The sequence below is a fragment of the Methylobacterium sp. 174MFSha1.1 genome (assembly GCF_900116815.1).
Taxonomy (GTDB): Bacteria; Pseudomonadota; Alphaproteobacteria; order Rhizobiales; family Beijerinckiaceae; genus Methylobacterium.
The window spans coordinates 82,878-97,347 of the sequence record NZ_FPCB01000004.1; the positions used below are offsets into that span (position 1 = coordinate 82,878).

General features: G+C 70.9%; 12 protein-coding genes. 7 read left to right on the plus strand and 5 right to left on the minus strand.

The genetic code is table 11. The features are described 5' to 3' along the window. Positions 1-20: 20 nt before the first annotated feature. Positions 21-206 (plus strand): 50S ribosomal protein L32, encoded by a 186-nt coding sequence (rpmF, locus tag BM430_RS00385; RefSeq protein WP_048425702.1) that lies wholly within the window; start codon positions 21-23, stop codon positions 204-206. Positions 207-308: 102 nt separating this feature from the next. On the opposite strand, the gene BM430_RS00390 is transcribed toward rpmF, so the two are convergent. Beyond that, positions 309-1,523, minus strand: coding sequence for a YbfB/YjiJ family MFS transporter (locus BM430_RS00390; protein ID WP_093564214.1), 1,215 nt, complete (start codon positions 1,521-1,523; stop codon positions 309-311). Between the two features lie 74 nt (positions 1,524-1,597). Here BM430_RS00390 and BM430_RS00395 point away from each other — a divergent pair, with 74 nt between their 5' ends. Further along, positions 1,598-2,488: a LysR family transcriptional regulator gene (locus BM430_RS00395; protein ID WP_177302874.1), complete on the plus strand. Its 891-nt coding sequence runs from the start codon at positions 1,598-1,600 to the stop codon at positions 2,486-2,488. A gap of 33 nt (positions 2,489-2,521) precedes the next feature. Here the strand turns inward: BM430_RS00395 and BM430_RS00400 are convergent, their stop codons facing one another. Together BM430_RS00400 and phaR are read right to left on the minus strand one after the other, a co-directional pair. Continuing rightward, on the minus strand, positions 2,522-2,740 hold the full coding sequence (locus tag BM430_RS00400; RefSeq protein WP_093564218.1) for a hypothetical protein: 219 nt from the start codon (positions 2,738-2,740) through the stop codon (positions 2,522-2,524). Between the two features lie 79 nt (positions 2,741-2,819). Then, positions 2,820-3,422, minus strand: a complete 603-nt coding sequence (gene phaR, locus BM430_RS00405; protein ID WP_093564220.1) for a polyhydroxyalkanoate synthesis repressor PhaR — start codon at positions 3,420-3,422, stop codon at positions 2,820-2,822. A gap of 303 nt (positions 3,423-3,725) precedes the next feature. Here phaR and BM430_RS00410 point away from each other — a divergent pair, with 303 nt between their 5' ends. Both BM430_RS00410 and phbB read left to right on the plus strand, forming a co-directional pair. Then, complete coding sequence (locus BM430_RS00410) at positions 3,726-4,907, plus strand: acetyl-CoA C-acetyltransferase (RefSeq protein WP_093564222.1); 1,182 nt, start codon at positions 3,726-3,728, stop codon at positions 4,905-4,907. A 180-nt stretch (positions 4,908-5,087) separates the two neighbouring features. Beyond that, positions 5,088-5,816: an acetoacetyl-CoA reductase gene (gene phbB / locus BM430_RS00415; RefSeq protein WP_093564224.1), complete on the plus strand. Its 729-nt coding sequence runs from the start codon at positions 5,088-5,090 to the stop codon at positions 5,814-5,816. Positions 5,817-6,055: 239 nt separating this feature from the next. Here the strand turns inward: phbB and BM430_RS00420 are convergent, their stop codons facing one another. Further along, on the minus strand, positions 6,056-7,288 hold the full coding sequence (locus BM430_RS00420) for an ABC transporter substrate-binding protein (protein ID WP_093564226.1): 1,233 nt from the start codon (positions 7,286-7,288) through the stop codon (positions 6,056-6,058). 239 nt (positions 7,289-7,527) lie between these two features. On the opposite strand from BM430_RS00420, the gene secA reads away from it, so the two are divergent. The 3 genes from secA (at position 7,528) to BM430_RS00435 (ending at position 13,140) form a co-directional block, all read left to right on the plus strand. Continuing rightward, complete coding sequence (secA, locus tag BM430_RS00425) at positions 7,528-10,398, plus strand: preprotein translocase subunit SecA (RefSeq protein WP_093564228.1); 2,871 nt, start codon at positions 7,528-7,530, stop codon at positions 10,396-10,398. Between the two features lie 141 nt (positions 10,399-10,539). Then, positions 10,540-10,899 (plus strand): DUF2293 domain-containing protein, encoded by a 360-nt coding sequence (locus tag BM430_RS00430; RefSeq protein WP_093564230.1) that lies wholly within the window; start codon positions 10,540-10,542, stop codon positions 10,897-10,899. A gap of 45 nt (positions 10,900-10,944) precedes the next feature. Further along, a complete protein-coding gene (locus BM430_RS00435) occupies positions 10,945-13,140 on the plus strand; it encodes a primosomal protein N' (protein WP_093564232.1) in 2,196 nt (731 codons plus the stop codon). Between the two features lie 283 nt (positions 13,141-13,423). Here BM430_RS00435 and thiL read toward each other — a convergent pair whose 3' ends face one another. Beyond that, positions 13,424-14,428 (minus strand): thiamine-phosphate kinase, encoded by a 1,005-nt coding sequence (gene thiL, locus BM430_RS00440; RefSeq protein ID WP_244539238.1) that lies wholly within the window; start codon positions 14,426-14,428, stop codon positions 13,424-13,426. Positions 14,429-14,470: the final 42 nt, after the last annotated feature.

A 14,470-nucleotide genomic window follows, 5' to 3' on the forward strand; every position in this document is an offset into this window, starting at 1 on the left:
TTGCACGGGAAGTAGTTTCAATGGCCGTTCCGAAGCGAAAGACCTCTCCGTCGCGGCGCGGCATGCGCCGTTCCGCCGACGCCCTCAAGGCCCCGACCTACGTCGAGGACAAGGATTCCGGCGAGCTGCGTCGCCCGCACCACATCGACCTGAAGACCGGCATGTACCGCGGTCGCCAGGTGCTGAAGGTCAAGTCCGACGCGTGATCCGGCGTGGCGGCGCGGAATGCGCCGCCGATGACCGGCACGGGATGACGGCGCCCCTCGCGGGCGCCGTTCTCGTTTGTGGGCCTCGTCAGGCCGGCGATGTCAGGCCGGGGCGCGGCCGGCCCGCCACAGCCAGAGGGCGGTGAGCACCAGGAGCAGCGTCGCGAGCGCGCCGGTGAGGTCGAGGGCATTGAGCCCCCAGCGCCCGGGCCCGAGGGCGCGGACCAGGAGCGGGCCGAGGATCTGCCCGGCCGCGAAGGCGGCGGTCATCCGGGCGAGCAGCGGCGTCGGCGCGTCGGGGCGCGCTTCGCGGGCGAGTTGCAGCCCCGCCATGGTGGCGATCATGAAGGTGCCGCCGACGAGCAGCGCCGAGGCCGCGACCGCCCAGAGGGCGTGGACCGCGAGCGGCAGCACGGTGCCGAGGGCCATGACCGCTTGCGCCGCCGCCCAGAGCCGCCGGCGCGGCACCCCCGCCAGCGCGCGGGCCGCGACCGCGACCGACACGATTGCGGCGAGGCCGAAGAGGGGCCAGGCCAGGCCGAAGACCAGCGGGTCGGGGCTCAGCTCCCGCGCCATCGCGGGCAGGAACGTCGCCGGCACGATGTAGCCGAAACCGAAGGTGCCGTAGCACAGGATCAGGCCGCCCTGGCCGGCGCCCCGGACGGTGGCCGCGGCCTCGCGCTCCACCGGGCCGGATGGCTCGGCGCCCTGCCGGCGCGACAGGAGCCCCACGGCGAGGGCACCGGCCGTCGCCACCACCCCGAGTTCGAGCCACAGATGAACGGCCGGCTGGCGCCCGCCGAGCCAGGCGAGGAGGCCGGCCAGCGCGATGCCGAGGCCGACGCCGGTATAGATCCAGGCCCCGAGACGCGGCGCCTGCCGGCGGGCGAGTTCGGCGAGGCACCAGCCGCTGGCGCAGACCAGCGCCCAGGCGCTGAACAATCCGGCCGCCGCCCGCAGGGCGGCGCCAAGGACGGCCGGCGCGGGGCTGCCGGCCCCCGCCATGGCGAGCGTCGTCAGCGCCACGCCGGCGAGGCTCAGGCGCAGGCCCCGGCCCGGATCGCCCGAGAACCACGCCGCCGTCAGCGCCCCGACGAGGTAGCCGGCATAGTTGGCCGCCGCCCATTCGGCGCCGACCGTGCCGGTCACGGCGCCGTCGCGCAGCATCAGCGGCAGGAGTGGCGTGAAGGCGAAGCGGCCGATGCCCATGGCGACCGCGAGGGCGAGGATGCCGCCGGCGACGACCGGGCCGTTGGCCGGGGGCGCGAGCGGGCCGGTTGTCCGGGGGCGGGCGAGGGGAAGGTCCGTGATGCTCATGCGGGCGATCTGACACCCGCCGCTCCGTCTTGAAAAATGAATTTTCGTGACGCATCATTCTCTCTATGAGAATGATGGACCTCGACGACCTGCACATCTTCCGCGCCGTGGTGCGGGAGGGCGGGGTGACGCGGGCGGCGAGCCTGCTGAACCGGGTGCCGTCCAACGTCACCACCCGGATCAAGCAGTTCGAGGAACGGCTCGGCGTCGCGCTGTTCCGCCGCGAGGGCCGCACGCTGGCCCTCACCGAGGCCGGGCGCACCCTTCTCGGCCATGCCGAGAAGCTCCTGCAGCTGGCCGACCTGGCCGAGCGGGAATTACGCGGCGGCGGCGTGCGCGGGGTCCTGCGGCTCGGCTCGCTCGAGAGCGCCGCCGGCGCCCGGCTGCCGCCGATCCTGTCGACGTTCCACGCCCGCCATCCCGACGTGACGATCGAGCTGCAGACCGGCACGACCCGGGCGATGCTGCGCCAGCTGGAGCGCCACGAGGTCGAGGCGGCCTTCGTCTCCGAGCCGTTCGAGCGCGGCACCCTGTCGGCGATGCCGGCCTTCGACGAGGAGCTGGTGCTGATCACGGCCAAGACGACTGCAACGAAGACGGCTGCAACGAGCGCGGACGAGCGTGCGGCGTTCCGGACCGTGGTCGCCTTCCCGCATGGCTGTTCCTACCGCCAGCGCCTGTTCGAGTGGCTCGCCGCAGAGGGCCGGTCGCCGGAGCGGATCTTGGAGATGAGCTCCTATCACGCCATCGTCGCCTGCGTGGCTGCCGGAACGGGTGCGGCGATCGTGCCGGCGGAGGTGCTGGACCACGCGGTGCTGGGCCATGCGGTTGCGCGCCACGCGCTGCCGGCCTCGTTGCGGATCAACCGCACGCACCTGGTCTGGTCGGGCGAGGCGAGCCCGGCCCTGCGCTCGCTGATGGCGCTGGTGCCGCGGGTGGGGGAGCGGGAGGCGGCGGTGGCGTAGGGGCGACCGGAGCGGTCCCTGACCCGGCCGGCGTCAGTCGACGCTCCCGACGGCCGCGTACCGCGCCGAGGCCATCCGCGAACGGTCGCGCCGCGACGGCCGCAAGCTACCGCCCGGGCCGTCGATCAGCTGGACCAGGAAGGTCGCGAGCGGCCGGGCCGGCACGGCCCGGGATGTCTCGGAGACCCCGATCGGGACGAGGGCCCGGCCGGGGGCGTCCGGGTCCGGGACGGGCGTATCGGGCTGGGACATGGTGGCGGCCCTGACGAGGTGACGACAGACAACGCCGCAAGCCGCCTGCCGTGTTCCCTCCCGCGCCTTCGTCGCCCCGCTACTTCTTCGCCAGGGCTTCGAGCCGGGTCTGCATCTCGGCCATCTGGCGCTTGAGGTCGTCGAGCTCGCCCTTGGGGGCGGCGGGGGCGGGGACCGGCGTCTCCGCCGGCTTGTCCCCGGCGCCGGGCTGCCCGCCCGCACCGAACGGCGTGAACATCCGCATGGCCTCGCTGAAGAAGCTCATGTTGGCGCGCACCTGCTCCTCCATGGCGTGCTGGAAGGCGGTGGGGCCGAAGGTCTGGGACATCTTCTCGCGCAGGCCGTCCTGCTCGCGGGCGAGATGATCCATCGAGTATTCGAGGAAGCTCGGCACCATCGCCCGCATGCTGTCGCCGTAGAAGCGGATCAGCTGGCGCAGGAAGGCCACCGGCAGCAGGTTCTCGGCGCCGGCCTTGTTCTCCTGCTCGAAGATGATCTGGGTCAGCACCGAGCGGGTGATGTCCTCGCCGGACTTGGCGTCGAAGACCACGAAATCCTCGCCGGCCTGCACCATCGCGGCGAGGTCTTCCAAGGTCACGTAGGTCGAGGTGCCCGTATGGTAGAGACGCCGGTTGGCGTACTTCTTGATGACGGTGGGTGTCGACTTGCCGCTCTCCGCCATCGGTGCGTGGCCTCCCTCTTGCCGAGCCTGCTGCCGAACCCGACCGGAACTGGTCGGCGCCGGGCGAGTCGAATTTTCACCGGTTCTCATGATTGGACCTTAAGGCCTTCGTGTGCTGGCGAAAATAGCAATCTGCGCGCCGTCCACGCAAACTGGCCGCGCTGCCAGAGCGAGAACCGGCCGTGCACGCCTTGACTTCGCGCAGGGCAACGCTTTCATCCACCCCAAAGCACGCGGGACGAGAGCCGCCGGAAGCGGGCCGCCGGCATCCCGTGACGCTGGGAGAGGGTCGAGGAGAGGCGCATGGCCGAGAAGTCAGATATCGTCATCGTGGGTGCCGCCCGCACGCCGGTCGGCTCGTTCAACGGGGCCTTCGCCACCGTGCCGGCCCACAAGCTCGGCGCCATCGCCATCAAGGCGGCGCTGGAGCGGGCCAAGGTCTCCCCCGAGGAGGTCGACGAGGTGATCTTCGGCCAGGTGCTCGCCGCCGGCGAGGGCCAGAACCCGGCCCGCCAGGCCGCCATGGCCGCCGGCATCCCGCAGGAGAAGACCGCCTGGGGCCTCAACCAGCTCTGCGGCTCGGGCTTGCGCACCGTCGCGGTCGGCATGCAGCAGATCGCCAACGGCGACGCCGACATCATCGTGGCCGGCGGCCAGGAATCTATGTCGATGGCGCCCCACGCCCAGTACCTGCGCGGCGGCCAGAAGATGGGCGACCTGAAGCTCGTCGACACGATGCTGAAGGACGGCCTGATGGACGCCTTCAACGGCTACCACATGGGCAACACCGCCGAGAACATCGCCCAGCAGTGGCAGCTGACCCGCGAGGAGCAGGACGCCTTCGCCGCCCGCTCGCAGAACAAGGCCGAGGCCGCCAAGAAGGAAGGCCGCTTCAAGGACGAGATCGCCCCCGTCACCGTGCCCGGCCGCAAGGGCGACGTGGTGGTCGATGCCGACGAGTACATCCGCGAGGGCGCGACCCCCGAGGGCATGGCCAAGCTGAAGCCGGCCTTCTCGAAGGACGGCACGGTCACCGCCGGCAACGCCTCGGGCATCAACGACGGCGCCGCCGCCCTGGTGCTGATGTCGGCGGCGGAAGCCGAGAAGCGCGGCCTGAAGCCGCTCGCCCGCATCGCCTCCTGGGCTACCGCCGGCGTCGACCCGAAGATCATGGGCACCGGCCCGATCCCGGCCTCGCGCAAGGCCCTCGAGAAGGCCGGCTGGAAGGCCTCCGATCTCGACCTGATCGAGGCCAACGAGGCCTTCGCGGCGCAGGCGCTCGCGGTCAACAAGGACCTCGGCTTCGACGATTCGAAGGTGAACGTGAACGGCGGCGCCATCGCCATCGGCCACCCGATCGGCGCGTCCGGCGCCCGCGTCCTCGTCACCCTGCTGCACGAGATGCAGCGGCGCGACGCCAAGAAGGGCCTCGCGACGCTCTGCATCGGCGGCGGCATGGGCGTCGCGATGTGTCTCGAGCGGTAAGAGCGCTCTGAAATATTACGCTGAGATCAGGAGCGGCCGGGAGCCCGGCCGCTCCACTACAGTTAGCACTTAAAGAAGCGGGACAGCACCCGCCTTCGTTGTGGAACGGCGGCCTTCCGTAAAGTACCACGGAAGCGCGCCGAGGGACGGATCGCTCGAACGCTCACAAGGAGAGGGCACATGGCAGAACGCGTCGCACTGGTCACCGGGGGCACGCGCGGCATCGGCGCTGCGATCTCGAAAGGTCTGAAGGACGCCGGCTACAAGGTCGCGGCCAATTACGGCGGCAACGACGAGGCCGCGCAGGCCTTCAAGAGCGAGACCGGGATCCCGGTCTTCAAGTTCGACGTCGGCGACGCCGCGGCCTGCGAGGCCGGCATCCGCGCGGCGGAGGCCGAGCTCGGCCCGATCGACATCCTGGTCAACAATGCCGGCATCACCCGCGACGGCATGTTCCACAAGATGACCTTCGAGCAGTGGCAGGCGGTCATCCGCACCAACCTCGACTCGATGTTCACCTGCACCCGTCCGCTGATCGACGGCATGCGCTCGCGCGGGTACGGCCGCATCATCCTGATCTCGTCCATCAACGGCCAGAAGGGCCAGATGGGCCAGACCAACTACTCCGCCGCCAAGGCCGGCGTGATCGGCTTCGCCAAGGCGCTGGCGCAGGAGAACGCCAACAAGGGCATCACCGTCAACGTGATCGCCCCGGGCTACATCGGCACCGAGATGGTGAAGGCGATCCCCGAGGAAGTGCTGAAGGCCAAGATCCTGCCGCACATCCCGGTCGGCCGCCTCGGCGAGGCGGAAGAAATCGCCCGCGCGGTCGAGTTCCTGGCCGGCGAGCAGGCGGGCTTCATCACCGGCTCGACGCTGTCCATCAACGGCGGCCAGTTCTTCGTGTGATGTCGAGGAGGGGCGTCCCGGACGGGGCGCCCCGCTTCCGATGCTCCGCGTCATCCCGGAGCCGCGCAGCGGAACCCGGGATCCATAACCGCGGAGTGTGCGAGAGGGAGCTGACCGCGCTCCGCTTCATCCTGAACCGTCGGCGTTTATGGATCCCGGGTTCCGCTGCGCGGCCCCGGGATGACATCGAGGGTGTCATCGTCGTGGAGGGAGCCGGACGACTCCCCTGGTCCAAGGCCTCACTGCGTCAGCGGGCAGCCGCTCGCCTTGGCCGACAGGAACGCCTTGTCGCCCGGGATCGTCGCCAGCAGCTTGTAATAGTCCCACGGCGCCTTCGACTCGGCCGGCGACTTGACCTGGAACAGGTACATGTCGTGGACCATGCGGCCGTTGGCCTGCACCGTGCCGCCGCGGCCGAAGAAGTCGTCGACCTTCAATTCGCGCATCTTGGCCGCCACCGCATCGGTGTCGTCGGTGCCAGCGGCCTTCACCGCCTTCAGGTAGTGCAGCACCGAGGAATAGGTGCCGGCCTGGATCATGTTCGGCATCTTGCCGGTCTTGGCCATGAAGCGCTTGGCGAAGCCCCGGGCCTGGTCGTCGAGATCCCAGTAATAGCCTTCCGTCAGCACGATGCCCTGCGCCGCCTTGAGGCCGAGGCCGTGCACCTCCGACAGCGTGAACAGCAGGGCCGCGAGGCGCTGGCCGCCCTGGACGATGCCGAATTCCGCCGCCTGCTTGATCGCGTTCGAGGTGTCGAGGCCGGCATTGGCGAGTCCGACGATCTTGGCCCCCGAGCCTTGCGCCTGGAGCAGGAACGACGAGAAGTCCTGGGCACTGAGCGGATGACGCACCGCACCCACCACCTTGCCGCCCTTCTGGGTCACGTATTGGGTGACGTCGGCCTGGAGCGCCGAGCCGAAGGCGTAGTCGGCGGTGAGGAAGAACCAGGTGTCGCCGCCGGTCTCGACCAGAGAGCCGCCGGTGCCGACCGCGAGCGCGTGGGTGTCGTAGGCCCAGTGGAAGCCGTACGGCGTGCACTGCTTGCCGGTGAGATCCGACGTGGCGGCCCCATCGACGATGGTGATCTTGCGCTTCTCCTTGGAGAGGCCCTGCACCGCGAGCGCCACCGAGGAGGTGGTCAGCTCCATGATGGCATCGACCTTGTCGGTGTCGTACCATTGCCGGGCGATGTTCGAGGCGATGTCCGGCTTGTTCTGATGGTCGGCGTCGACGATCTGCACCGGCACGTCGAGGACCTTGCCCCCGAAATCCTCGACCGCCATCTTCGCCGCCTCGACCGAGCCGCGGCCGCCGAAATCGGCGTAGACGCCGGACTGGTCGTTGAGGATGCCGATCTTCACCACGCCGTCGGAGGCGCCCTTCTGCGCGGTCTGCGCCTGCGCGGCGCCCGCGAGAGCGAGACCCGCGACGAGGGCGGTGGTGCGGGCGAGCGCCCGGCTCAAACGTGTCATGTCATCCTCCCCGGCCGCTTCATTGCCCGAGCGGCCGTTATGCTGTCGTCGGAACGGCAGCTAGAGCGGTGCCGGGACGGGAATCAAGCGGCGGATCCATCCTCCGCCCCCCGTCTTTCGCAGCACGGCCACGGTTGTGCTCCCGCGCCCGCTGCCTTTTGGGTGCACGGCTCCCTATATGGGCCTATAAGGCGCCCGCGGCGCGCGCCACTACCGTTACGATCGATCGCAGGTTCACGATGCTGGGTTCCCTTGCCAAGAAGATCTTCGGGTCGTCCAACGACCGCCGGGTGAAGGGATACCGACCCCGCGTCCAGGCCATCAACGCCCTCGAGCCCGAGTTGGCGGCCCTGTCCGACGAGGCCCTGCGCGCCCGCACCGACGCCCTGAAGGCCGAGCTCGCCGCCGGCAAGACCCTCGACGACATCCTGGTCCCGGCCTTCGCGACCGTGCGCGAGGCGGCCAAGCGCGTGCTCGGCCAGCGCCACTTCGACGTGCAGATGATCGGCGGCATGGTGCTGCACGAGAGCGGCATCGCCGAGATGAAGACCGGCGAGGGCAAGACCCTGGTGGCGACGCTCGCCACCTACCTCAACGCCCTGTCGGGCAAGGGCGTGCACGTCGTCACCGTCAACGACTACCTCGCCCGCCGCGACGCGGAGTGGATGGGGCGGGTCTACCGCTTCCTCGGGCTCACGACCGGCATCATCGTGCACGGCCTCGACGACGTTGAGCGCAAGGCGGCCTATGCCTGCGACATCACCTACGGCACCAACAACGAGTACGGCTTCGACTACCTGCGCGACAACATGAAGTACGAGCTGGGCCAGATGGTCCAGCGCGGCCATAACTACGCGATCGTCGACGAGGTCGACTCGATCCTGATCGACGAGGCGCGCACGCCGCTGATCATCTCGGGGCCGATCGACGACCGCTCCGACCTCTACACCACGATCGACGCGATCCTGCCGCGCCTCGTGCGCGAGGATTACGACCTCGACGAGAAGCAGCGCACGGTCTCGCTGACCGAGAACGGCAACGAGCACATCGAGGACTTGCTGCGCGAGGCCGGCATCCTCAAGGAGGGCGACCTCTACGACGCCCACAACGTGACGCTGGTCCACCACGTCAACCAGGCTCTGCGCGCCCATACCCTGTTCACCCGCGACAAGGACTACATCGTCCGCAACGACGAGGTGGTGATCATCGACGAGTTCACCGGCCGCATGATGCCCGGCCGGCGCTACTCGGAGGGGCTGCACCAGGCGCTCGAGGCCAAGGAGCGGGTGACGATCCAGCCCGAGAACCAGACGCTCGCCTCGATCACCTTCCAGAACTACTTCCGCCTCTACAAGAAGCTCGCCGGCATGACCGGCACCGCCTCGACCGAGGCCGACGAGTTCCAGGAGATCTACAACCTCGAAGTGGTCGAGATCCCGACCAATAAGGAGGTCGAGCGCGTCGACGAGGACGACGAGGTCTACCGCACCGTCGACGAGAAATACGCCGCGATCATCAAGGAGGTCGACAAGGCGCATGCGCGCCTGCAGCCGGTCCTGGTCGGCACCGGCTCGATCGAGCGCTCGGAGCACCTCGCCAGCCTGCTGGTCAAGCACGGCTACACCCCGCTCGACTACAGCGACCCGTCGGCACTCGAGGACGTCTACGCGGCGGCCCGCGAGGGACGGGTGACCAAGCGCTTCGCGGTGCTGAACGCCCGCTTCCACGAGCAGGAGGCCTACATCGTCGCCGAGGCCGGCGTGCCCGGCGCGATCACCATCGCCACCAACATGGCCGGCCGCGGCACCGACATCAAGCTCGGCGGCAACCTCGACATGCGCATCGAGCAGGAGCTCGCCAACGTCCCCGAGGGGCCGGAGCGCGACGCCCGCATCGCCGCGCTCAAGGCCGAGATCGAGCAGAACCGGGCGCGCGTGCTGGCCTCGGGCGAGCCTGCCGACCCGGCCGCCGGCCGCAAGGTCGCGCTGCCGGGCGGCCTCTACATCGTCGGCACCGAGCGCAACGAGAGCCGGCGCATCGACAACCAGCTGCGCGGCCGCTCCGGCCGCCAGGGCGATCCCGGCCGCTCGAAGTTCTACCTCTCGCTTCAGGACGACCTGATGCGGATCTTCGGCTCCGACCGCATGGACGGCATGCTCCAGCGCCTCGGGCTCGAGGAGGGCGAGGCGATCATCCATCCGTGGATCAACAAGGCGATCGCCAAGGCGCAGCAGAAGGTCGAAGCGCGCAACTTCGACATGCGCAAGAACGTGCTCAAGTACGACAACGTCATGAACGACCAGCGCAAGGTCGTGTTCGAGCAGCGCCGCGAGTTCATGGCGCAGGAGAGCGTCCGCGACACCGTCGACGAGATGCGCCAGGGCGTGATCGAGGACGTGGTGGCGCGCCACGTGCCGGAGGACGCCTATCCGGAGCAGTGGGACATCGCCGGCCTGCGCGAGAGCGTCACCCGCGACCTCAACCTCGACGTGCCGGTCGAGGATTGGGCGAAGGAAGAGGGCATCGCCGACGAGGAGATCCGCGAGCGCCTGCGCAAGGCTGCCGACGAGGCCTACGCCGAGCGCACCGCCCGCAACACGCCCGAAGTGATGGCCTACGTGGAGAAGCAGGTGCTGCTCCAGAGCCTCGACCATCTCTGGCGCGAGCACCTCGTCACCCTCGATCACCTGCGCCAGGTGATCGGCTGGCGCGGCATCGCCCAGCGCGATCCGCTCAACGAGTACAAGTCGGAGGCGTTCGACCTGTTCAACAGCCTCGTCGGCTCCCTGCGCGAGCAGGTCACCGGCCAGCTGATGCGGGTCGAGATCATGTACCAGGAGCCGGAGCCGCAGGGCCTGCCGCCGATGTTCGCCCAGCACCTCGATCCGGTGACCGGCGAGAACGAGTTCGCCTATGCCGAGGGCGCGGCCGGCGGCGGCGGCGGGGCCTACGAGTTCGCCGGCCAGGCGCTCAACGCCGACGCGCCGGTGCTGGAGCGCAACCCCGACGATGCCGGAACCTGGGGCCGCGTCGGCCGCAACGAGCCCTGCCCCTGCGGCTCGGGCAAGAAGTACAAGCACTGCCACGGCCGGTTCGCCGCGGAGGAGTGACCTTTTCGAAGCAAGCGCAGCACCCGCCGCCGGAACCTCCCCCTTCTGTACGGGGCTGTTCCGCGGAGCCGGCCTGTCGCCGGCTCCGCTCGCGCGCGGTGGGCCGCGCGGCGGGCGCCCTCCCGCCCGCGAAGGACGCCGATGAACCGCCGCCCCGATCCCGCGCCCCGCCGCACGCTCCCCACCCGCCGCGAGGCGGTGGAGGCGGCGCTCTCCCGCCTGGCGCCGCGTGTGCCGGAATTCGAGGCGGAGGCGATCGTCGACCGGGCGCTGGCGAGCCCGGGCCTGCGCGGCGCCGCGCCCGAGAACGCGGCCTGGCTCGGCATGGTCGCTTACGCCCGCCACGTCTTCACTGAGTACGATTCCCTCCTGGAGGAGGGCTACGACCAGGACAGCGCCCGCCACTTCATCCTCGACGACCTCAACGCGGTGCTCGCCGAGTGGGGCGTGCGGCGGCGCATCGGCGAGGATGAGGAGTCCTCCGGGGGCGAGCCGGCGTGACCGTTCCTATATGAACGATCACATGCTGCCCGACTGCAAAGCCCGATGACCGCCCCGATCGCCGACGTCCTGATCCCGCTCGCCCTCGACCAGGCCTACAGCTACGCCGTCCCGCCCGAGCTCACCCTCGCGGAGGGCGACGTGGTGCAGGTGCCGCTCGGGCCGCGGGAGACCGTCGGGGTGGTGTGGTCCTTGCGCGACGGCGCCGGTTCCAACCTGCGGCGCGTCACCGGCCGGATCGGCGTCGAGGCTTTGAGCCCGGCGCTCCGCCGCCTCGTCGAGTGGATCGCCCGCTACACCCTGGCGCCGAAGGGCTCGGCCCTCGCCATGGCGCTCCGCCTGCCGGAGGAGAGCCGCACCGAGACCGCCAAGGTCGGCGTGCGGGCGACCGGAATGCCGCCGAGCCGGATGACGCCGGCGCGGGCCAAGGTGGTTGCGGTGGCGGCCGACGGCGTGGTGCGGGGCAAGCGCGCGCTCAGCCTGGAGGCCGGGGTCAGCGCCGGCGTGGTCGACGGCCTCATCGACGACGGCGTGCTGGAGACCGTGGCGCTGGCGCCCGAGCGCGTCGCCGAGCCGCCCGATCCCGACCACCCCCACGACCCCCTCTCCGAGCCCCAGGCCGAGGCGGCCCGCGCGCTGATCGCGACGCTGACGGCGCCGCCGGCCGGGGGAGGCGAGGCCGGGGAGGCAGGGGAGGGAGGCGTGACGCTCCTCGAAGGCGTGACCGGCTCGGGCAAGACGGAGGTCTATTTCGAAGTCGTGGCCGAGGCCCTGCGCCGGGACGTGCAATCCCTGGTGCTGATGCCGGAGATCGCGCTCACCGCCCAGTTCCTCGACCGCTTCGCCAAGCGCTTCGGCGTGCGGCCCGCCGCCTGGCATTCCGGGATCGGGGGGCGGCGGCGCGAGCGGATCCGGGCCGGCGTCGCCTCGGGCGAGGTCCAGGTGGTGGTGGGCGCCCGCTCGGCCCTGTTCCTGCCGTTCCGCCAACTCGGCCTGATCGTCGTCGACGAGGAGCACGAGGGCGCCTACAAGCAGGATGACGGCGTCTGCTACCACGCCCGCGACATGGCGGTGGTGCGCGGCAAGCTCGAGAACGCTGCCGTGGTGCTGGCCTCGGCCACGCCCGCGATCGAGACGCGGGTCAATGCCGAGCGCGGACGCTATCGCCGGGTGGTGATGCCCGAGCGCTTCGGCGGCCGGCGCCTGCCGGAGATCCGCGCCATCGACATGCGCGGCGAGAAGGTGCCGCGCGGGCGCTACCTGTCGCCGAGCCTGGTCTCGGCCATCGCCGAGACCAATGCCCGGGACGAGCAGGCGCTGCTCTTCCTCAACCGCCGCGGCTACGCGCCGCTCACCCTATGCCGGGCCTGTGGCCACCGCTACCAATGCCCGAACTGCTCGACCTGGCTCGTCGAGCACCGGTTCCGCCGGGCGCTGGTCTGCCACCATTGCGGCCATGCCGAGCGGCGGCCCGAGGCCTGCACCGAGTGCGGCACCTTCGACAACCTCACCGCCTGCGGGCCGGGCGTCGAGCGCATCGCCGAGGAGGTCTCGGCCACCTTCCCGGACAAGCGGGTGATCGTGCTGTCGAGCGACTTTCCCGGCGGGGCCGAGCGGCTGCGGGCCGAGCTCCAGACCGTGGCCGAGGGCGGTTGCGACATCGTCGTCGGCACCCAGCTCGTCGCCAAGGGCCACAACTTCCCGCACCTGACGCTCGTCGGCGTGCTCGACGCCGATATCGGGCTGACCTCCGGCGATCCCCGCGCCGCCGAGCGCACCTTCCAGCTGCTCCAGCAGGTCACGGGCCGGGCCGGACGCGGCGAGAAGCCGGGGCGGGCCCTGGTCCAGACCTACCAGCCCGAGCATCCGGTGATCGCGGCCCTCCTCTCGGGCGATGCCGAGCGCTTCTATTCCGAGGAGACGGCGGCGCGCGAGGTCGCGGGCCTGCCGCCCTTCGGGCGCCTCGCGGCGCTCGTCATCTCGTGCACCGACCGCGAGGTGGCCGAGGCCCATGGCCGGGCGCTGGCCCGCGTCGCCGAGCCGCCGCCCGGCGTGATGGTGCTCGGCCCCGCCGAGGCGCCGCTGGCCCTGGTGCGCGGCCGCTACCGCTTCCGCCTCCTGGTCAAGACCGAGCGCGAGATCGACCTCCAGGGCTACCTGCGCGACTGGCTCGCCCGGGGGCCGAAGGTCCGGGGCAATCTCCGGGTCGGAATCGACGTCGATCCGCAGAGCTTCCTCTGAGAGCCTGTTTGAGCGGTTGCGCCGATCGATCTGCACACAGGCCGACATCTCTCAACGTCATCCCGGGGCTCGGCGAAGCCGAGAACCCGGGATCCATAACCGCCGACGCCGCCGGGCAAGGCGGCCAGCGTTCCGCTTCATCCTGCGCCGTCAGCGGTTATGGATCCCGGGTTCCGCTCCGCGGCCCCGGGATGACATCGAGGGTTTCACGGTGGTCGGTCAACTCAAACAGGCTCTGAGGCGACCCGCGTCGGCGGGTCCGGTCCGCTCTTCGAGCGCTTTGCTAGAAATGGCTGAACGAGCCGGCGCGGAAGCCGCGCATCGCGCCGTCGGCCGCGCGGAAGACCGGCGGGACGCTGCCCTCCGTCACCGTGCCGATCACGGTGAGCGGCACGCCGGCCCGCACGGCCGCCTCCTGCAGCGCCGGGACCTGCTCCGGGTCGGCGGCGCAGAGGATCTCGTAATCGTCGCCCCCGGTGAGCGCGGTGTCGAGGAGGTCAGGCTTCACCGCGAGAGCCGCCCGGGCCGCGTCGGAGAGCGGCACCGCCTCGACATTGATCTCGGCGCTCAGGTCCGCCGACCGCATCATCTTGGCGAGGTCGCCGACGAGCCCGTCCGACACGTCCATCGCCGCGCGGGCGTGGGCCCGCAGGGCCGGCGCGAGGGCGAGGCGGGGCTGCGGATGCAGGTAGCGGTCGACGAGGGCGGTGCGAGCCGGAAAGGACAGGGCCTCGCCCCAGGAGGCCGCCGGCTTCTGCCGGAGCCGCAGGCCGAGCGCCGCGTCGCCGATGCTGCCCGAGACAAGGAGCCGGTCGCCGACCTGCGCCGTGCTCCGCCGCACCATGGTGCCGGAGGGCACCTCGCCGAGGGCGGTGATACCGAGCAGCGTGGGGCCGGCCGCCCGCACGGTGTCGCCGCCGAGCAGCGGGCAGCTCGCGAGCGCTGCCGCCTCGCTCAGGCCCGTGCAGAACTCGGCGAGCCAGGATTCGTCCCACTCGTCCGACAGGGCGAGCGTCAGGAGGAAGCCCCGCGGCTCCGCCCCCTTGGCGGCGAGATCGGAGAGGTTCACGCCGAGCGCCTTGCAGGCGATCGAGGCCGGCGGGTCGTCGGGGAAGTAGTGCACGCCGGCCACCACCGCGTCGGTGGTGAGCACCAGGTCGTGGCCCGGGCTCGGCGTCAGCAGGGCGGCGTCGTCGCGCAAGCCCAGCCCGCCGGCGCCGGCGAGCGGCGCGAAGTAGCGGGCGATCAGCTCGTCTTCCGTGGGGCGGGGCAGATCGGGGCGTGCCATCGCGGGGGGCGGTCTCGCGGCGGGGGACGGGGTGGCGGGCGA